Genomic DNA, 18,697 nt, shown 5'->3' on the forward strand with positions numbered 1-18,697 from the left:
GGTTGGTTAAAAAGCCGCATTCGAAAACTCCTTCCCCATGACGATGGCTTGCGGGCTGCCATCGAGTCAATCCTCAAGCAAGCAGTGTCCTAACCTAAGTGGCTTTAGCTATATCAGCGCCCGCCAGAACCAGGCTGCGCCTTTCTAGATGTGCTCAAAGCTCTATCGCTACCGGTGCTACCCGATCGACCGTTGCCGCTAACCCCCAAGTCCTGACCCGGATCTAGCTAGAAACACTGGCACTAGCCGGGTGCTTAGCGGTAGCACTGCGGTAGATGCAGAACAGCGCCACCATTTGCACCAGGTGGTAGACCACCAGGGGGCTGACCCTTGGCCAGGGAATCAGTAACCCGATCGCCCCTAGCCCAGAGAGAGCGATCGCCGCGATCATCCAAGCTGGTGCGGCACGATCAGGACGGTGCTGGAGCCATTGCACCAGCAGCACAATGATCAACGCGCTGAGGTAGTCGGCCACCCGCAGGGCAAAGCCCCACAGGGCGATCCCTACAGCGATCGCCACGGCCAGTTTTGCCGTCGCCAGCGCCAGCAGCGCCAAGCGACGGCCACGGCGCAGGGTCATTGCCGCCGCCACAACAGTAAAAAAACTGGCGATCGCCACCGATATGCCCATGCCCTGCCAGAGCCAAATTCGCTGTGCCAGAGACATCTGGTGGGCAAACCCGTGATAGATACCTCCCAGCGCCGCTGCCCCGCTAACGCTGCCAAAGGCTGCCGCCCATAGTCGTTGCACACCCCCCTGCCCCAGCAGCAGTCCGGCTAAGAGTAAGCATTCTAAGGCGATCGCATAGTCAGTCAGGGTGGTAATGGGTTCTGCCATGCCGGAGAAAAACGAATGAGCCTGGGCTAGGTGCAGCCGCGGTTAAAGTCTAATACTGAATGCGAACTCAACACCTTCGTTCCCCACAAGCGCCTGAGTAGAGCAAACGGCTTCTGCCCTGACGAATCGGCGGTTTCAAACGGATCTCTTAGGGTAAGCACCCTCGCCCCAGCTCAAACCAGACAGATCTGAAAAATTTTGCTTGACTTAGAGTGCGCTCTAACCTCTAACGTGCAGATATGGAACAGGAACTCACCATTCAGCAGGTTGCCGCCGCCACTGGGCTTAGCGTTTACACCTTGCGCTATTACGAGCGCTGCAACCTGATTGCGCCCATTGGTCGCTCCACAAGCGGCCATCGGCGTTACTCAGCCAACGACCTCCGCTGGATCGAGTTTTTGAATAAGCTGCGGCTGACGGGCATGCCCATTCGTCAAATGCAGGAGTACGCAGAGCTGGTGCGATCGCAGCCCGACTCTGGGTTCCACAGCCGACGGCAGATCCTGGAATCTCACCGTGAAGCCGTGCTGGCCCAAATTCAGCAGCTTCAAGACAACCTGGCCGTCATCGACTGGAAGATTCAGCACTACTCAGAACTAGAGGTAACCCTCCATGACTCACTCAAGCCATCTGAACAGACCCGCTCTGCTTAATGCGTAACGTTGCAGCCCTTGCAGGCGACAGATAGAACAGCAGCAAAACTACTTGTCGTCAGGTTGCCAGTGATGAACTGGCTCCAGCCTTAAAATCGACCCCTTGCATCGCCTGTCCTATGGATCTGTGCTGCGGGAGGTTGAGAACCCCAGCCTAAATCTTGGGCTTGGGGGAGAACGATATTGAGATAAAACACCGCAAACCAGGAGTTAAGCCATGAAAACCCGTAAGTTAGGTCAACTAGAAGTCTCTGCCATCGGGCTCGGCTGCATGGGCATGTCAGAGTTCTACGGCGATCGCGATGAAGCGGAGGCGATCGCCACCCTGCACCGCGCTCTAGAGCTAGGCGTCACCCTGCTCGACACCGCCGACATGTATGGGCCCTTTACCAACGAAGAGCTGGTGGGTCGCGCCATCAAAGGTCGTCGCGACCAGGTGGTGCTGGCCACCAAGTTTGGCAATGTGCGCACCGCCGAGGGCGGCTGGGGTGGTGTGAGCGGCAAGCCCGACTACGTCAAGCAGTGCTGCGACGACTCGCTCAAACGTCTCGGGGTCGAGGTAGTTGACCTCTACTACCAGCACCGGGTAGACCCCACCGTGCCTATCGAAGACACCATCGGGGCGATGGTCGAGCTGGTGCAGGCGGGCAAAGTGCGCTACTTAGGCATGTCAGAGGCGGCCTCAACCACCATTCGCCGCGCCCACGCCGTGCACCCCATCAGCGCTCTGCAAACTGAATACTCGCTCTGGAGCCGGGAGCCGGAGGACGAAATCTTGCCGACGGTGCGCGAGCTAGGCATTAGCTTTGTGCCCTATAGCCCTCTGGGTCGCGGGTTTTTGACCGGTGCCTTTCAAAGCCCCGACGACTTTGCCCCTGACGACTACCGCCGCCACGCCCCCCGCTTTCAGGGCGAGAACTTTGCCAAAAACCTGGCCCTAGTCGATCAGGTGAAGGCGATCGCCCAGGAAAAAGGTGTGACCCCAGCTCAGCTCGCCCTGGCCTGGCTGCTCGCCCAGGGCGACGACATGGTGCCCATCCCTGGCACCAAGCGCCGCAAGTACCTCGAAGAAAATGTGGGGGCGGTGGAGATTGAGCTGTCCCAGGCTGAACTCGATCGCATCGACGCCGTGGCCCCCCAGGGTGCTGCCGTGGGCGATCGCTACGCCGATATGAGCACCGTCAACCGCTAACGGGGTGCTGCAAAAACCCGTCCCTTGCTGGGTTCAGACCACCCCAAAAATCGAACGGGGTGCTCGATCGAGCACCCCTTCTGAAAACATCAGTTAAACCGTAGCCCTAAAACCCGCCGGGTGGGCTCAGCCGCTGGAACTGAAAACTAATCACGGTCTGAGCATAATCCTCATCGGTGATGGTGCAAGACTGAATTGTCCCATCTTCGTCGGTAACGATGCTGACGGCTTGAGGAGACACAATACGGTGGGCATAGACAGCCTCACGGGTGCCTAAAAAGCGGTTAACCGTGACCATCAGGTCTTTGCTGTGATCGGGCTGGTCGTAGGTAATCGAAAACAGCGGCTTCTGACACAGTACGTTAAAGTCGCCCAACTCTTGATCTAATTGCTTCAAAGTAATCAGCCGTCCCCGGTGCTCATCGGTGAGCTGGGCAAAAAATTCTTGCCAAATACCATGGGGAATATTGAGCTGATACCGCTTGTAGGACAGTTCCAGATTCATCGTCTACCTCCTAACAATGGTGTTCAGAGTAGATTTGTCGTGTGTCATTGCTGTGCCAAGGCTGTGACAAAAGGGCTAAATCTAGCGGGGGCAGCACTGCTGAGACGTTACCGAGACGCCACCGACACAATATCGCCACAACCGCTAATTACCGTTAGTTGCAAATGCACCGATTCCCGTTAGGAAAAGGACAGACGCTATGGAAACTATGGTTCGCGATCGCCAAATCTTACCCATTGGCCTTCGATCCAACGCAGCGACACCCCAAGGCCATCTGGCCACCGTCCCCAGGCCCTTACCTTTCCGTGACGACGAAACCGTTGCCATGGGCCAGTGCGAACTCGGCAAAATTCGCCTAGAGATGGGCCGCTTTCAAGACGCCCTGGAGCTATTTGAGCAAGCCCTAGCCCTGCAACCCCACGATGTTGAAAGCTGGCTTAACCGAGCTGAGGCCCTCACCTGCCTGAGCCGCTACGAAGATGCCTTGGCCAGCCTAGAGCAGGTCCAAACCCTAGCTGGGTTTGCCACCACTCGCCTGCTGGTGCAAAAAGCCGTGGTGTTGATTTGGCTCAACCGCTTAGAAGCCGCACTTACCTGCTGCAATCGCGCCCTCTGGCTCAACCCTGACCACAGTCAAGCCTGGCTCTTTCGCGGTGTTGCCCTACAGCGCCTAGGGCGAAACAAAGAGGCTCACCGCAGCTATCGCCGGGTTGCTCAGCCAGCTCTGGCCGCCGGGTCCCACTCCAACCTTCAGCGGCTCTGCCAAGACATTGTCCTCAATCACCAGGCTGACTAGCTTGGGCAGACAACTACTGAGTTCACAAGAGCATCGCTGGGCAAAACTGGTAACGCAATACATTCGCGCTGCCGCCTAAATCTCACAAGGCTAGAGGGTTTCGAAAGCTCTGGTTTCTCCCAGAGTTGAGGAAATGTAGGTTAATAATACCTGCGTTAGCAATGCCCGATTTGGGGACTCTACAAGGTTTAGGACGTTTACAAATCAGTCCTCAGTTTAGCAAGCCTAAAAAAATCCCTCTTCTTTTTTAGGAAGAGGGGTTGGGGCATCAGGTGGCAGCTTAAGACATAGCTGGTACCGAGGCAATTTAGTTGCCGGGGATGATTTTCTCTAGAACATTCTCAATCTGATCTTGCACAGTGGTGGATGACTGAGAATCTGCGGGGGAGTTCATGGTGTGCAGATCAGCATCGCCCTGCACTTCGTTGGGGCCTTGCTGGGCTTTGCGCTGAAACTTCTTACTGGTTGCGGGGTTCAGCGTCGAGGGCACGCTCCGACGTTTCCTGGAGTTTGTTCATTTGGGTGGTGCCGTCAGAGGGACTGATGCTGGGTTGCCAAAGGCCATCGCCGGGTTAGCTACTCCTAATAGCAAAAACAGTGCGGCCACTACCACTATAGAAATTCGGGCTAGGTTGCGATTGAGGCGACGTAGAACGTGTTCCATTGCCATCATCCTTTCAACTTAGTTGTTATATACGAGATTTAAAGCCGAAAATGCTGTAAGTGCGATCGCAAACCTTCTACAATCAACCCTTTGGCAGAGTTTCTAGTAGCATCTGCTACGTTTTCGGCTATAGCATCACAACCCCAGGACAATGGCACAGACTCAACATCGACCTCAAGATATACCTCTAACGACTGTTGCCTGTGCCCAAGTACATTCTATTTTTGTAATACATACAACCACTCAAGCCGCAAAACATTCATAGAAAGGCTTTTGAAAAGACGTCTCGAATTGAGACTTGCGAAACTGTGGGGCACCTTTTTTTCTTTTCTCCTCGTTTCTGGGCTATTGAACGAAGAGTATTGTAATTTCATTAGCTTTCGGGTAAGTCTTTAACGCTTAAAATTGAGCTGGCTAGTAAAGTTGCTTTAGGCATTTAACAGCACTAAGCATAATCTTTGCTGCGTTAGTTTAAGGGATAGAAAAATCATTCCTTGTCTGATTTAGAAAGTTTTTTGTTGCTTCCCTTGATGATGACATCGAAATCTCCATATTTTTTGACCTGTTAGCGATCTGCATGGAATACGAAAGGAAGTCTTTATTTGAATAGCTTCTTTTCTTAACAGGAGCGTAGCACATAGTTCGGCTCTAAAGTCTTCTGCGATCGCTTTTAGAGCCGTTTCTGTCTGATTGGATCAAATGCAAGCATTCGTACAAAAATACGGTGTAGGTGACAGCACAGTTGAGTGAAGTGTTTGCAACAAATATTTTTAACGGTCTGTTGACCAAATCGGCTGCAACAGCGGCTAACATGAGTCTGCTCAGGGTAGCTAACGTAACAAAAGTAAAAAAAGGTTTCTACCTTAAGATAGATCTCCCTTTCTATAAAAGGACTGATCATCAGACATAACCGTAGTTTCGAGACTATAGCCAACGAGACAGGCATAGAATCAATCTAGGTTTCTGGGTCAGTCGAAGTTTTGGTTTAATCAGGTTTGGGTCAGTAAGACTATCCAGGCAGCTGATTGAGCCAATTGGTGATTCGCCGCGGCAATATAGCATTGCAAAGCGGCTTGACTCCTTTAGAGTTGAGGGCTGCTGGCGCTAGGTGCATTAGGCGTTACGGGAGAAGAGAATGCCTCCTCAAGGAACCACCCAAGCCGTTTTTGCTGGCCCTGCCCCGCTGGCAGCGCTGCTGCGATCGCGCGATTGGTCGCAGACCTCGCTGGGCGATGCGGCCACCTGGCCCGCTGCCCTCAAAACTACCCTGGGCATTGTGCTTAGCGCCGAGACACCGATGGCCTGCGTTTGGGGATGCGATCGCATCTTATGGCACAACTCGGCCTGCGCCCCTTTGCTGCCTGACGCTAATGCTCAAGGGCAGCCCTTAGCCGCCGTGAGTGGCTGGGGAACGGCAGGCAGCGCCATTGAGCAGGTGTTTGCCGACGGGCGATCGCAGTCCTTCGAGTTTATTCAAGCTGATGCCCTGCATCACTGGGCCTGTAGCCCCATTTGGGATGAAGCTGGCCAAGTTGGCGGCGTATTTATCACCGGCCAGGCCACCCATTGCCCGTCGACGGAGGGAGCCTTGCGCAAAAGCGAAGAGCAGCTGCGCCTGGCCCAGCAGGGCGCTGAGGTCGGCCTGTGGGACTGGGACATGGTCACCAATCAGGTCACTTGGTCAGAAGAGCACTATCACCTCTATGGCTTGGCCCTGACGGTCAAGCCCTCCTACGAGAACTGGCTGGCCTGCATCTCACCGCTCGATCGCCCCCATGTTGAGCAAAAAGTTCGTGAAGCGATTGAGCTGGGCAAAAACCTCAAGACCAGTTTTCGCATTGCTCATCCTAAGGATGGCCGACGCTGGCTCATGGTCAGGGGGCAAACCTTCTACGACGCAGCGGGCAACCCCATCCGCATGACGGGCATTGCCATGAACGTCACCGAGCAAAAGCGCTTTGAACAGGCCCTGATCGGCAGCGAAGTCATTGCCCGCACCCAAGCCGAAGAACTGGCCGCCCTCATGGAAACCACCCCTGCCGCCATCTGGATTGCCCACGATGCCGAGTGCCGCCAGATGACAGCCAACCGCATGGCCCACCAGCTCATGCAGGCGGAGTCAGGATCTCTACCCGCCGCGACCGCTTGGGCCGATGGCAGTACGCTGCCGTTTAAGCAGTACAAACAGGGGCAAGAACTGCTGCCCCAAGATCTGCCGATGCACAAGGCCATTCGCACCGGGCAGGAAGTCACCGATGAAATTGAGTTTGTCTACCCCGACGGCACGGTGCGCTATATCTACGGCAAGGCGGTGCCTCTCTACGCCCCCAGTGGCGAGGTGCGGGGTGCGATCGCCGGTTTTGCCGAAATTACTGCGCTCAAACAGAGCGAGCACGAGCGCGAGCAGCTGCTCCAGCGTGAGCGCATCGCCCGCGAAGAGGCCGAGCAGGCCAACCGGCTCAAGGATCAGTTTTTGGCGGTGCTCTCCCACGAGCTCAGGTCGCCTCTCAACCCCATTTTGGGCTGGGCCAAGCTGCTGCAAACCCGCAGCTTTGATGCGACTAAAACCGCTCAGGCCCTAGCCACCATCGAGCGCAATGCCCTGCTGCAAACCCAGCTAGTCGATGACCTGCTTGATCTGGCCAAAATTTTGCGCGGCAAGCTCCACCTCAACTCGGTGCCGGTCTACCTGGCTGGCGTGGTCGAATCGGCCATAGAGACAATAAAAACCTCGGCGGCGGCTAAATCCATTGCCATCCAACTCGACCTAGCGCCCACGATTCAAGTCGCGGGCGATGTGGCGCGGCTTCAGCAGATTGTCGGCAACCTGCTCTCTAACGCTATTAAGTTCACCCCCAGCGAGGGCCAGGTCACTGTCACTCTGCAATCGGTCGATGACCAGGCCGAAATTAACGTCAGTGACACGGGTATTGGCATTAGCGCAGAGTTTTTGCCCCACCTGTTCGAGTCCTTTCGGCAAGAGGATATTTCTATCACGCGCAAGCACGGGGGACTGGGGCTGGGGCTGGCGATCGTGCGCCAGCTAGTCGACATTCACGGCGGCACCATCACGGCCCACAGCCTTGGTGAGGGGCAGGGGGCAACTTTCTGCGTACGGATCCCCCAGCTATCGGTCGAAGCCAGCACTGACCCTGCTGCGGCTCTGCCCCACCCGACCCTCGACTTGAGCGGCATTCGAGTATTTTCTGTCGATGACTCGGCCGACACTCGGGAATTTTTGACCGTGCTGCTAGAGCAGTACGGTGCCAATGTGATTACCGCAGGCTCGGCCACCGAAGCCCTCGCCGCCCTCAAAACCCTGCACCCCGACGTGCTGATTAGCGACATCGGTATGCCCGAGATGGATGGCTATAAGCTCATTCGCCAGGTGCGCGCCCTGCCCCCCGAGCAGGGGGGAGACATTCCGGCGATCGCCCTCACCGCCTATGCCCGCGACGAAGATCGGCAGCAGTGCTTAGCCAGCGGTTATCAACGCCACCTCAGCAAACCCCTCGATCTCGAAAAACTGGTGCAGGCCGTGGTCGAACTCACCCAGGCTCGTTCGTAGCTAAAGAGTACACCTCAAACCCTGCACCTAGAACCCGATCGCAACCTCAGCCCTTCCCCTACCGAGCGACACTCAGCGCTTGTAGCACGGCTTGGGCCGCCGCCTCGGAAGAAGCCGGATTTTGCCCGGTGATCAGGAGGCCGTCGTGCACCACGTGAATCTGCCAATCCTCGGATTTAGAGTAGTTGCCGCCGTTCTGCTTTAGCATGTCTTCTACTAGAAAAGGCACCACATCGGTCAGACCAACAGCGGATTCCTCGCTGTTGGTAAAGCCAGTTACACCTTTGTTTTGCACCAGGGGCGCGCCATCGGGTGCTTTGGCGTGGCGCAGCACTCCAGGGGCGTGGCACACTGCGGCTACAGGCTTATTCGCTTTATAAAAGGCTTCGATCAAGGCAATGGAGTGGGTGTCGTCGGCGAGATCCCACAGTGGGCCGTGGCCACCGGGGTAAAACACGGCGTCGTAGTCGGCGGCTGACAGCGTAGCCAGCACAGCGGTGTTGGCTAGAGCTTTTCGGGCGTCGGGGTCTTGGCTAAAGCGAGCGGTGGCCTCGGTTTGGGCGTCAGGAGCATCGCTTTTGGGGTCTAGCGGGGGTTGCCCGCCCTGGGGCGAGGCTAAGGTAATGTCGGCTCCAGCATCTTTGAACACGTAGTAAGGAGCCGCGAATTCTTCTAGCCAGAAGCCAGTTTTTTTGCCGGTGTCTCCTAGCTGGTCGTGGGAGGTCAAAATCATCAAAATTTTCATGGTTATTCCTTCGTTAAATGAATTGCAGGTTGTAGTCAGAACGGTGGTGGGGCTGAGTCGCTAACCGCAGATTAGCTCGACTAGAGCCTGACTCAGCTGATCTAAGTCAAGAGGTTTACTCAAGTGGCGCTGAAAGCCAGCGGCGATCGCGCGATCGCGGGTTTGAGCATCGACATAAGCGGTCAGGGCGATCGCTGGGGTCAGCCCCCCTTTCGCTGCGGGCCACTGTCGCAGAGCCTGAATCAGCATAATGCCGTCTTTATCAGGCATGCCAATATCGCTGATCAGCACGTCGGGATGGTGCTGCTCGATTAGGTGCAGGCCTACCTCAGCAGATTCAGCGATCAGCACCTCCATGCCGTAATCTTCCAGCAACGCCGTCAGCAAGTGCAGCGAATCGAGGTCATCGTCGACCACCAAAACCCGCCGTCCGGTCAAGTTGACGATGCCGGGGGAGGCGAGTTTGGGGTCGGGGTCGGGTCGGGTTGCCTGCAAGGGCAGTCGCACCGTAAATGTTGACCCTTGGCCCAGCCCTGGGCTGGTCACCGCCACCTCGCCGCCGTGCTGCTCGGTCAGGTAGCGCACGATCGCTAAACCCAGCCCCAACCCGCCGTAGGCTCGGGTGCTGCTGCTGTCGGCCTGACGAAAGCGCTCAAACACATAGGGCAAGAAATCGGCGCTAATGCCTTGGCCGGAGTCGGCCACCTCAACAACGGCGGAGTGGCCATCTTGGCGCAGTCTGATGGTGAGCGTACCGCCCTTAGGGGTGAACTTAACCGCGTTAGAGAGCAAATTCCACACAATTTGCTGAAGGCGGTTGTGGTCGCCCGCCACCGTGCCCAGGTCAGGGTCAAACTCGGTGATCACGGTAATCGCCTTGGCCTGGGCCGAGAGCTGCACCGTCTCTAGGGCAGCCTGCACCACGCTAGAAAGTGCCACCGACTGAATGTTAAGCGGTAGCTTGCCGCGCAAGATGCGCGACACGTCGAGCAGATCTTCGATTAGCTCAGCCTGAACTTTAGCGTTGCGCTCAATGGTTTCAAGGGCACGGGTGCGGGTAGGCTCGTCGAGGGGGCGCGATCGCAGCAGCGAGACCCAGCCCAAAATCGGGTTCAAGGGCGTGCGCAGCTCGTGGGAGAGCATCGCCAAAAACTCGTCTTTAATCCGGTTGGCCGCCTCAGCCTCAGAGCGGGCGACGCGCTCCTGATCCAGGGCGCGATCGCGCTCCACCAGCGCCATTTTTTGGTCGTGAATATCCGTCGATGAGCCAAACCACCGCAGCACCTCCCCCTGCTCATCCCGTAGGGGAAAGGCCCGCACCAGGTGCCAGCGATATTGACCATCAGCGGCCCGCTGCGGCCTGGTCTCTAGGGTGAGCGGCAGCCCCTTTTGGAGTGCTTCATCCCAAGCGGTCTGGCAGCGATCGCGATCGTCGGGGTGCAGCACCACCAGCCAGCCCTCGGCAAAACTCTGGGCCGGGGATAGGCCGGTGTAGTCGTACCAGCGCTGGTTGCAGTACTCTAGCTGGCCATCGGGCAGCGCCGTCCAAAACATCTGCGGCATGGAGTTGGCCAGGGTGCGAAAGTGCAATTCACTCTTGCGCAGGGCCGCCTCCACCTGCTTTTGCTCAGTCACATCAGAGCTGATTTCTAAAACAGCGTCGGGTTCGTTTTCCGGAGTAGACTGCAGCGTCCAGCGGCTGTTGGTAATAATTGAGCAGCCCTCGCGGGTGGTTTGGGTTAGCTCCCCCGTCCAGTAGCCATCCTGCAAAATGGCCTCGCGAATTGCCTCCATAGGCTCTGGCAAAACGGTTTTGAGCAAATCTGTAGTCGATTGCCCGATCGCCTCCGCCGCCGACCAGCCGTAGCGCCGCGCCGCCCCCTGGTTCCAGTAAGTAATGATAGCCGAGTCGAGGTCTTGAATAATGATGCTGTCGTTGGCCAGATCGAGCATTTGCATCTGCTGATACAGCTGGCGCTGACTGTTCCGGCGATCGGTCACATCTCGAAAATAAACCGCCAGCCCGTTTGCCAGGGGGTTGATGTGCATTTCAAACAGGCGATCGGGATGCACCACCCCTGGGATTTCAACGATCAGCGACTGTCGAGTTGCCATCGCCCGCTGAAACGATTCCCCCATGGCGCTGCCCTCCAAATTGGGCAGCACCTCCCAAATCGACTGGCCCAGCAGCACCTCTAGGGGACGATGAAACAGGTGCTGAGCCTGGGGGTTAATGTACACAAACCGCCATTGCAAATCGACCGCATAGAAGCCATCGGTAATGCTCTCTAAAATAGCTGTCACCCACTGGTTGGTGGAGCGCAGGGAGAACTCGCTTTCTTGCAGTTGTAGGGAGCTGTTCTCTAAGCGGTACCGGGTCGCTCTCAACGAGCCACATATCAGACTCAGAACAACACTTTGCCCAACAAAGACTACAACCCGAATAATGGATAGAGTATCTAAGCTCAAACTGTAATACGGTGCCATAAAAAAGTAGTTACTGACTAAGGCAGAAAGCCCCATAGCCAGTAACCCGCTGGCAGCCCCGCCCCACCAGGCGGCTACTACCACCGATCCAAAAAATAGTAAAAATGGGGTCATAGCCATATTGGCTATCAGGTTTAGCAACCCCATCAGAAGAAGCGCCATCGCCACGCTCAAAACCGCTAGGCCATAGGTTTTAGGACGCAAATAAAGCTGAACGTTCATAGCAGCCTAACGGTATGAAGCATTTAGGACGATAGTAAGCTGCTTCTAGCCTACAGCTCTTGCGAAAACCTCTCTAACCAAGCCTATTCGACAGTCTTTTAGCTAGCTCTAGCTTGAGATGGCGAATCTCTCCAGTCATATACCTTCGGGCATATATTAAGTATTTGCACCGATAGCAATGGGCAATTGCAGTTACCAGATCCTCCATCTATAAAACTGAACTACAGCAGCAAAACGGTCTATTTCGGAAAAATTTTCCTAAAGTTATCGTTGAATTTAGCTAACCCACTTTTTTGAGTGAGCAGAAGAGCTTAACAGGTAAACAAAGTTACAACAGATTCCTTTTGAACTGGCGTTAAATGTTCAGCACTGACCCCAGGGTTCTTCTGTCAATTGGGTTCACCCCACAGAAAGATAACCCTACCGATCTCGGTCGTTACAGTGGGGCCAGACTCTCAATAAGGCGGATATTTCGCTTAGAAATTTTCCGTGAAGAGTTTGTGTATTGCAGTACCAGGATGGGCTCCCCATAAATTGTCTTTTTCAAATGAGAGGGTGTTCCTAACTTTCTTTCCTTTTCACTGGTGCTTGCAGATTTTCGTAAAGCAAAAACGAGGAGGATCTCTACCAAGTCGCCTCTCCAAGCTTAGGCCAGAACGGCGGCTAGCTTTATTTATTAGAAATTCGATTTAGCACAACGGTACGCCACATTCGCAATTAATCAAAAGGAGCAAAATCCATGACTGTCACCCCCGACCAAATTCCTGCCCAACACCAAGAGCGCACCCCGGCCCTAGAGTCAGAGATGGCGCCCCGGCCCCAGTATGACGACCCCAACTACAAGGGCAGCGGCAAACTACAAGACAAAGTTGCCCTGATCACGGGCGGCGACAGCGGCATTGGCCGTTCTGTCGCAGTTCATTACGCCAAAGAAGGAGCCGATGTCGCCATTGTCTACCTCGATGAGCACGACGATGCTAAAGAGACCCAGCAGGCTGTGGAAGACTATGGTCGCCGCTGTTTGCTGATTCCGGGCGATATTCGCGGCGAAAATTTTTGCCGTGAAGCTGTGCAAAAAACCATTGACGAGTTTGGGCAGCTCGATATTTTGGTCAATAATGCGGCGGTGCAGTATCAAGAGCCTAGCCTCGACGAAATCGATGCGGCTCGGCTGGGAGATGTTTTTGCCACCAACATCTTCTCGATGTTCTACTTTGCTAAAGCGGCTACCCCCCACATGAAGCCGGGCAGTTCGATCATCAACACCACCTCGGTCAATGCCTATAAGGGCAACCCTAGTCTGCTGAGCTATTCCACCACCAAAGGGGCAATTTTGGCCTTTACTCGCTCCCTGGCTACCCCTATGTTAGAAAAGGGCATTCGTGTCAACGGCGTTGCCCCCGGCCCAATCTGGACGCCGTTTATCCCCGACGCCTTTTCGGGAGACGATGTCGCCAACTTCGGTAAAAGTGTACCGATGCAGCGGCCGGGGCAGCCCAAGGAAGTTGCGCCTAGCTTCGTCTTTTTGGCCTCCGAAGATGCATCCTACATGGCGGGTCAGGTGCTGCACCCCAACGGCGGTGTGGTCGTTAATGCGTAAGGCAACATTGGTGGTCAAGATTTAAGTCCTAGGGAGAGGCTGCGATCGCAGCCTCTCCCTTTATAGTGCTCTGTTTAACTCTAAGTAACTCTAAGTTGGGCCAGTAATTGAGGCAAAGGCTATGGCTAATATTCCTGTTGAACCGGGTATTGATAGTACGCTGGGGCTGCTGCGCGACGGCTACAGATTCATTGGCAAACGGTGCGATCGCATGGGAACCAATGTTTTTCAAACCCGGCTGCGGCTTGAAAAAACCATCTGCATGCGGGGTGCGGCTGCGGCTGAAGTGTTTTACGACAACGCCAAATTTTCTCGCAAAAATGCTGCCCCTCCGAGGCTTAAAAAGACCCTGCTGGGCGAAGGCGGCGTGCAGGCGCTAGACGGAGCCTGCCACCGGCAGCGCAAGCAGATCTTCATGGGGTTGATGACCCCTGAGCGGCTACAGCAACTCAGCGATCTCGCTCTGCACCACTGTCGCCAGTACGCTCAACTGTGGCAGCAGCAGGATCAGGTTGTGCTGTTTGAGCAAATCAACGAAATTCTCTGTCGGGCTGTCTGCGACTGGTCGGGGGTGCCCCTGCCTGAAACAGATGTTGCCCGACGCACCCTGGAACTAGCCGCCATAATTGACGGTGGGGGTGGTTTGGGGTTGAGATATTTGCGGGGTGTTCAGGCCCGCCAGCGGCTCGAAGCCTGGATTTCAGAGGTGATTGAGAAGGTGCGGTCGCAGCAGCTTCAGGTACCTGAGCAGACAGCGGCGTCAGCGTTTGCCCTCCACCGTGACGCCAACGGCAATCTACTAGACACCGCCGTGGCGGCGGTGGACTTGATCAATGTGCTGCGCCCTACTGTTGCCATTGGTCGCTATGTCGTTTTTGCCGCCCTCGCTCTGCACCAGCACCCCGATTGTTACTCAAAACTCAAAGGGCATGACCCCGACTACACCACCCCATTTATCCAAGAAGTGCGACGCTTCTATCCCTTTTTCCCCTTTGCCCCAGCGCGCACCTGCGAAGGGTTTGATTGGCAAGAGTATCACTTTCCTAAAAATACTTTGGTATTGCTAGACCTCTATGGCACCAACCACGATGCCAACCATTGGCAAGAACCCGATCGGTTTTGGCCAGAACGATTTAGCGAATGGCAAGAAAATGCCTTTGACTTTATTCCCCAGGGGGGCGGCAATTACAACGAAAACCACCGCTGCGCAGGAGAATGGCTAACGATTAAGCTAATGGAGCAGGTCCTAAATTTCTTAGTCAACGAGCTTGAGTACGACGTACCACCGCAAAACCTAGAGGTTAAACTGTCGAGAATGCCAACTCTACCGGAAAGTGGTTTTGTTATTACTAACGTCAAGCTAAATTCCGCATCTTAAATGCCGTTGATAGGACGCGACAGTAAAAGCCACAAAATCCTTATCTACAAGGATTTTGTGGCTTAGGAGCCTATGAAAATTTAGCCCCGCACGCGATGGTTTTAGTTTCTTCAACCATTGAGAATGCAATAGAGCTACAGCGCGGTCATTACCTTCAAAAATTCCTCTGCTATGCATGCTGTTGAGGCGCTCTTCTGACGAAAAAGCACTCCAGCTAAGAAGTAAATTCTTTCCGAGAAGAATGCCTGGCGGCGGCGCTGAAGCTCCGCAATGGTATTTCTGACCTTAGGCTCTGAACTGTAGTAGCCAAACTTTAGGGGAGTGACCATAAAATCGACCACATCATAACCAAGTTGCGTAGCATGGTTAATAGTGTCAACGGGGTTTGAATAGGCTGAAATCATCAACATCACCTGCTCACAGCCCAGCGTCAAGAGCTGATTGGTAATACCCGCCCCATCCGCACCACCGTGCAGAGCCGGCATATACAACTGGTTGTCTGGGGCTGGCAGGTAAGGGGGATTTGCGATCAGGTAGCGCGCTTTTTCGGGAGAGCTATCAAAGAAGCAAGTATTATGAACTTGATAATGAGGTGTTAGACTATACTGCTCGATTCTGAGCTTTGCCAACTGATAAGAGTCTGGGTTTAGCTCGTACCCTTGGATCGTTCCATTAAAGGCACTTCTGAGCAAAGCCTGAATTACAGGGCTGCCATCGCCAGAACCAAATTCAAAGATGGTGTCTGCTGAAGTGCTTTGAGATAGCACCATCTTTTCTAGACACTGGGCATAAAATTGAGACTCTTCAGGGCAGAAAAACACCTGATTAGGAGACTTAACCTCGATCGCAGCATCGGAGGTTAACACAGTTTTGTTCATGGCAAGAAAAAGATAAGGAGGTGAAAAGTAGATTGAAGCGTTAGGCTAAAGAAATCTTGGGCAAAGGAGAAGTTGCCTGTTTGATGCACCGAATAATCGCATCGCCAGCCCGGTCTCCAATAAATTTTTCTTGGGCATAGCCCAGCAAAATTTCCCAGGCGTTGTCGGCGTATTGCTCCGCTAGGGGGAGTGCCACGTCTTCCAGCATCCACAGACCGTGCCGCTCATCTTCGCGAATATGCAATTCCCAGTATCCCGACGATTCTTCGCTGAGGTTCAACCGTTGGGCCGCCATCATATAATCGGTGTAAATGGAAGGACCAACAATCTCAAAGTAGGTCAGCCCGCCGTTATAACGCAGGAAATAGCGCTTGCATTCGGTCAGCAAAAAGTTGTGGTTAATGCTGGCTAGCAGCTGCCAAGGAGCGAGGTCAAAATACCCTTCTGCTTTGGTGTTCAGGCTCATCTCGGCCATCATTTTGGCAAAAAAGGTAGAGTGCTTGCGGGCCAGGCGACCGTTGCCGTACTCTTCCATCAGGACACGGATCAACATGGCCTGAACTTCGTTACTCGCTCCCCCTAAAATGCGGGACATGCGGCTAGCTTCTACTAGGCCATCCAGAGAGGCAATCGCTAGCAGGCGTCGATACCCCTCTCGGTCTAGCTCTTCTCGCAGGAATCGTTTGTTTTCCGTGACAGGTGGGTTCAAGTCTGCCTCATACCAGTCGCGAAGGGTCTGCTCTACATTCTGTTGCTGGAGAGATTTGACATCTATCTGCCCGAGTTCCCAAGCTTGCCAGACCGACTCAATGCGATCGCGCACCCACTGCAAATATAGAGAGCGCTCGTTTTTGTAGTGAGATAAGTCGTCGTACCAAAAAAGATTGAGGCGATTAATTCGGTATAAGACGCGCTGTAAAAACAAATGGGCAGCGTCATCGCCAGGCTCAGAAGGATCTCCGTAAGCTAGGGGAATTGCCGCCGAAATGGCAACTTCTAGCTCCTGGGTACAGTCAGGAACTTGAGTGACTTGTTGATCAAGATTTTCCAGGCTGAGCAGCTTAATGAGCTGTTCTTCAGCGGCGGCAAAATTAAAATCTTCGACTATTGAGGAGCCATGTCTTTCGTTTTCTGTCCTCAAGTCGCGATTATTTATAACGGAAAACATGGATCTCCTTAGGAATGTCTTCTTGTAAATTAACTTTAACGATTAACTAAAAATAACTTATCCATCTCTAGGCAGAACCTTTACTTCATCTGTTTAGTTGCTCCTTGGGGCAACACAGAGGATTTTTCCGATACCGAATATTCTTTAAAGGAATGGGGTATTGCTCGTTCTCTACGTCACGGTTTTCAAGGCTGAGAAAATCTCAGCCTTGAAAACCGTGACAATTCACCTAAAGGTGCCTTTAGTGACCCAACTTTTACCGATAAAGTCTCACTATCCTTCCTTTGAAAGATAAAGGAAAGATAAGCGCCAAATGCCTCTTTAAGGCATCGTTTTTATCGATCGTCAGACTTTCTCAAAGTCCAGGATAAGGTTTTGCGAGGAGCCTCCATTAAAGCTTTAGTGAGCGCTTCGTTGGAGTCAAACTGAAGCTGCGATAGGTAAGAGGCATCAACCATAACCGTAAACTTGTCGCAGGAAAATGGCCAGGGCGTAACGCACAAATCGCCGGAATCCAGTTCATGAATGCTGTAGTGACTGCCGTCAGGACCATTGGTGATCTCAAGCTGTCGGCCGGCTGCGGGTATCTGGCGCTGAGACAAAATTAGCGATAGGCGATCGCACCATCGCATATAGGTATAGGCTTTTTCGGCGTCCTCTTTGGTAATTTCAAGCTCGGCCTGCCACTGGGCCTGGTGCTGGCGCTGCTCCTTCAGAAAGTTCGCCATTTCTGGGTCATCTTCTCCCTTAGCCTGGTTTAGAAAGCACAGGTGCATGGAGATCAGCATCGCTACCCAGCGGCCCTGATATAGGGCTTCATCGGCATGTTTTTTTAGTTTGTCGACGGGCGATTCTTGGTCGAGGGTGAAATCTAGTGGTGCTCCAGCCTCGGTTAGCTGATTGCCCTCCCACTCTTTTTCAAGGTGGTCGTGGTGGGCGATCGCGGCAATGGTTTCGTAGAGGCGATAGGTCTTTTTGCTGAAGTCCCAATAGCCCGCAATTTGGGCCGCTAAAAGTGCGTGAGCACGGTGATAAATAATTTCCCAGCCATCCGTTTGAAGATTGACGATCATAGAGCTTGGTTTCGAAAAATTAAAGTGAGTATGACTAGCGGCGCTGTGAGTGCTATGTAAAAAATAGCCAGGGCTAAGGTTTACCCATGCAACAGATATCCAGACGGAACGCTGTATAGTTAACTCCGTCTGGATACTGGTTTTGATGACTTGCTTTGCTAAAGCTAGAAACTAGCTGTTGGGCTGGTTAGGAGCAAGGCGATCTACAGTGTCAGCGGCCCCATTGACCATGCCGCGAGCGTTTTCACCAGCATTGTCGGCGGCGCGCTGGGTCGACTTACCAATATTTTTGGCAGCTTCCTTAGCCGACTGACGGACGTCTTTGGCGGCTTCCTTGACCGTCTGACCGGCGTCTTTGGCGGTTTCCTTAGCCGCCTGACCGAGGTCTTTGGCGGTTTCGCCGTACCGCTGAGGAATGGGCTTATCAATGTTTTCCTGAATCCGCTGCTCAGCTTGACGAATCATGCGATCGGCTTTGGCATCAGCCCCACTGGTATCCATGTCAGTATCTTTATGGGGATACATACCCTCGCTATCGGCTGTGGCTGGGTTGTTAGTGCTGCCAGAGCTGTTGCCAGGCACAGCGGCTTGGGTAGTGCCGCAAGCGGTTGTCGTCAGTACAACTAGGCCGGCTAAGAAGACAACTATCCACTGTCGTAAGGTGTTAGGGTTGAAAATGCGTTTTAGGGTTTGCATAAGTAATGCTCCTTTGAAGAACTAAATTTGAACAGTTTGTGATTTTTTAATGGAAAAGGCCGTCAATAAAATCTTCCTTGACCTTCAGCAGTGAGCCACAACGTGTTCCTTGCCGAGAGGTTGATTCAAGAGTTTTGTCTATGTAGCAAACGATTGGAAAGCTACAATTGGCACCCCTTGAAACTGTCTCCCAGATCAAGGAAGATTTGGCCTGTCCACAAATTTCAGCGAATC

16 protein-coding genes are annotated in these 18,697 nt (G+C 53.8%); 6 read left to right on the forward strand and 10 right to left on the reverse strand.

From position 1 onward, the window contains the following. Window positions 1–223: 223 nt before the first annotated feature. Window positions 224–838 carry a hypothetical protein gene (locus tag H6F57_RS15415; protein WP_190625771.1) on the reverse strand — a complete coding sequence of 205 codons (615 nt, stop codon included), beginning with the start codon at window positions 836–838 and terminating at the stop codon, window positions 224–226. A gap of 239 nt (window positions 839–1,077) precedes the next feature. Between H6F57_RS15415 and H6F57_RS15420 the strand changes: the two genes are divergently transcribed. After that, window positions 1,078–1,491, forward strand: coding sequence for a MerR family transcriptional regulator (locus H6F57_RS15420; protein WP_190625772.1), 414 nt, complete (start codon window positions 1,078–1,080; stop codon window positions 1,489–1,491). A gap of 217 nt (window positions 1,492–1,708) precedes the next feature. Then, a complete protein-coding gene (locus H6F57_RS15425) occupies window positions 1,709–2,683 on the forward strand; it encodes an aldo/keto reductase (RefSeq protein WP_190625773.1) in 975 nt (324 codons plus the stop codon). A 106-nt stretch (window positions 2,684–2,789) separates the two neighbouring features. Here H6F57_RS15425 and H6F57_RS15430 read toward each other — a convergent pair whose 3' ends face one another. Beyond that, window positions 2,790–3,188 carry a DUF5335 family protein gene (locus H6F57_RS15430; RefSeq protein ID WP_190625774.1) on the reverse strand — a complete coding sequence of 133 codons (399 nt, stop codon included), beginning with the start codon at window positions 3,186–3,188 and terminating at the stop codon, window positions 2,790–2,792. A gap of 199 nt (window positions 3,189–3,387) precedes the next feature. Between H6F57_RS15430 and H6F57_RS15435 the strand changes: the two genes are divergently transcribed. After that, the gene (locus H6F57_RS15435; protein WP_190625775.1) at window positions 3,388–3,984 is read left to right on the forward strand and encodes a tetratricopeptide repeat protein; all 597 of its coding nucleotides are present in this window, start codon (window positions 3,388–3,390) and stop codon (window positions 3,982–3,984) included. A 307-nt stretch (window positions 3,985–4,291) separates the two neighbouring features. Here the strand turns inward: H6F57_RS15435 and H6F57_RS15440 are convergent, their stop codons facing one another. After that, window positions 4,292–4,474: a hypothetical protein gene (locus tag H6F57_RS15440; RefSeq protein WP_190625776.1), complete on the reverse strand. Its 183-nt coding sequence runs from the start codon at window positions 4,472–4,474 to the stop codon at window positions 4,292–4,294. Window positions 4,475–4,498: 24 nt separating this feature from the next. Further along, on the reverse strand, window positions 4,499–4,648 hold the full coding sequence (locus tag H6F57_RS15445) for a hypothetical protein (RefSeq protein ID WP_190625777.1): 150 nt from the start codon (window positions 4,646–4,648) through the stop codon (window positions 4,499–4,501). 1,135 nt (window positions 4,649–5,783) lie between these two features. Between H6F57_RS15445 and H6F57_RS15450 the strand changes: the two genes are divergently transcribed. Continuing rightward, the gene (locus H6F57_RS15450) at window positions 5,784–8,216 is read left to right on the forward strand and encodes an ATP-binding protein (protein WP_199294775.1); all 2,433 of its coding nucleotides are present in this window, start codon (window positions 5,784–5,786) and stop codon (window positions 8,214–8,216) included. Window positions 8,217–8,274: 58 nt separating this feature from the next. Here H6F57_RS15450 and H6F57_RS15455 read toward each other — a convergent pair whose 3' ends face one another. Continuing rightward, entirely contained in the window at window positions 8,275–8,961 is a 687-nt protein-coding gene (locus H6F57_RS15455; RefSeq protein WP_190625778.1) for a type 1 glutamine amidotransferase domain-containing protein, read from the reverse strand. A gap of 60 nt (window positions 8,962–9,021) precedes the next feature. After that, window positions 9,022–11,670 (reverse strand): PAS domain-containing protein, encoded by a 2,649-nt coding sequence (locus tag H6F57_RS15460; RefSeq protein ID WP_190625779.1) that lies wholly within the window; start codon window positions 11,668–11,670, stop codon window positions 9,022–9,024. A gap of 739 nt (window positions 11,671–12,409) precedes the next feature. Here H6F57_RS15460 and H6F57_RS15465 point away from each other — a divergent pair. Beyond that, complete coding sequence (locus H6F57_RS15465) at window positions 12,410–13,270, forward strand: SDR family oxidoreductase (protein ID WP_190625780.1); 861 nt, start codon at window positions 12,410–12,412, stop codon at window positions 13,268–13,270. A gap of 121 nt (window positions 13,271–13,391) precedes the next feature. Continuing rightward, the gene (locus tag H6F57_RS15470) at window positions 13,392–14,648 is read left to right on the forward strand and encodes a cytochrome P450 (RefSeq protein WP_190625781.1); all 1,257 of its coding nucleotides are present in this window, start codon (window positions 13,392–13,394) and stop codon (window positions 14,646–14,648) included. A gap of 134 nt (window positions 14,649–14,782) precedes the next feature. Here the strand turns inward: H6F57_RS15470 and H6F57_RS15475 are convergent, their stop codons facing one another. The 4 genes from H6F57_RS15475 to H6F57_RS15490 all read right to left on the reverse strand — a co-directional run bounded on the left by H6F57_RS15475 (window position 14,783) and on the right by H6F57_RS15490 (window position 18,463). Further along, on the reverse strand, window positions 14,783–15,526 hold the full coding sequence (locus H6F57_RS15475; RefSeq protein WP_190625782.1) for an SAM-dependent methyltransferase: 744 nt from the start codon (window positions 15,524–15,526) through the stop codon (window positions 14,783–14,785). 40 nt (window positions 15,527–15,566) lie between these two features. Next, window positions 15,567–16,694 (reverse strand): iron-containing redox enzyme family protein, encoded by a 1,128-nt coding sequence (locus H6F57_RS15480; protein WP_190625783.1) that lies wholly within the window; start codon window positions 16,692–16,694, stop codon window positions 15,567–15,569. 335 nt (window positions 16,695–17,029) lie between these two features. Then, window positions 17,030–17,767: a DUF3891 family protein gene (locus H6F57_RS15485; RefSeq protein ID WP_190625784.1), complete on the reverse strand. Its 738-nt coding sequence runs from the start codon at window positions 17,765–17,767 to the stop codon at window positions 17,030–17,032. A gap of 171 nt (window positions 17,768–17,938) precedes the next feature. Next, complete coding sequence (locus tag H6F57_RS15490; RefSeq protein WP_190625785.1) at window positions 17,939–18,463, reverse strand: hypothetical protein; 525 nt, start codon at window positions 18,461–18,463, stop codon at window positions 17,939–17,941. Between the last annotated feature and the right edge of the window lie 234 nt (window positions 18,464–18,697).

The sequence above is a fragment of the Leptolyngbya sp. FACHB-60 genome, from assembly GCF_014695775.1.
Lineage (GTDB): Bacteria > Cyanobacteriota > Cyanobacteriia > Phormidesmidales > Phormidesmidaceae > Nodosilinea.

What these genes read in the sequence shown, in the direction of transcription:
- H6F57_RS15415 (WP_190625771.1), bottom strand. Translation starts at nt 838, where the DNA reads ATGGCAGAACCCATTACCACCCTGACTGACTATGCGATCGCCTTAGAA.
- H6F57_RS15420 (WP_190625772.1), top strand. Translation starts at nt 1,078, where the DNA reads ATGGAACAGGAACTCACCATTCAGCAGGTTGCCGCCGCCACTGGGCTT.
- H6F57_RS15425 (WP_190625773.1), top strand. Translation starts at nt 1,709, where the DNA reads ATGAAAACCCGTAAGTTAGGTCAACTAGAAGTCTCTGCCATCGGGCTC.
- H6F57_RS15430 (WP_190625774.1), bottom strand. Translation starts at nt 3,188, where the DNA reads ATGAATCTGGAACTGTCCTACAAGCGGTATCAGCTCAATATTCCCCAT.
- H6F57_RS15435 (WP_190625775.1), top strand. Translation starts at nt 3,388, where the DNA reads ATGGAAACTATGGTTCGCGATCGCCAAATCTTACCCATTGGCCTTCGA.
- H6F57_RS15445 (WP_190625777.1), bottom strand. Translation starts at nt 4,648, where the DNA reads ATGGAACACGTTCTACGTCGCCTCAATCGCAACCTAGCCCGAATTTCT.
- H6F57_RS15450 (WP_199294775.1), top strand. Translation starts at nt 5,784, where the DNA reads ATGCCTCCTCAAGGAACCACCCAAGCCGTTTTTGCTGGCCCTGCCCCG.
- H6F57_RS15455 (WP_190625778.1), bottom strand. Translation starts at nt 8,961, where the DNA reads ATGAAAATTTTGATGATTTTGACCTCCCACGACCAGCTAGGAGACACC.
- H6F57_RS15460 (WP_190625779.1), bottom strand. Translation starts at nt 11,670, where the DNA reads ATGAACGTTCAGCTTTATTTGCGTCCTAAAACCTATGGCCTAGCGGTT.
- H6F57_RS15465 (WP_190625780.1), top strand. Translation starts at nt 12,410, where the DNA reads ATGACTGTCACCCCCGACCAAATTCCTGCCCAACACCAAGAGCGCACC.
- H6F57_RS15470 (WP_190625781.1), top strand. Translation starts at nt 13,392, where the DNA reads ATGGCTAATATTCCTGTTGAACCGGGTATTGATAGTACGCTGGGGCTG.
- H6F57_RS15475 (WP_190625782.1), bottom strand. Translation starts at nt 15,526, where the DNA reads ATGAACAAAACTGTGTTAACCTCCGATGCTGCGATCGAGGTTAAGTCT.
- H6F57_RS15480 (WP_190625783.1), bottom strand. Translation starts at nt 16,694, where the DNA reads ATGTTTTCCGTTATAAATAATCGCGACTTGAGGACAGAAAACGAAAGA.
- H6F57_RS15485 (WP_190625784.1), bottom strand. Translation starts at nt 17,767, where the DNA reads ATGATCGTCAATCTTCAAACGGATGGCTGGGAAATTATTTATCACCGT.
- H6F57_RS15490 (WP_190625785.1), bottom strand. Translation starts at nt 18,463, where the DNA reads ATGCAAACCCTAAAACGCATTTTCAACCCTAACACCTTACGACAGTGG.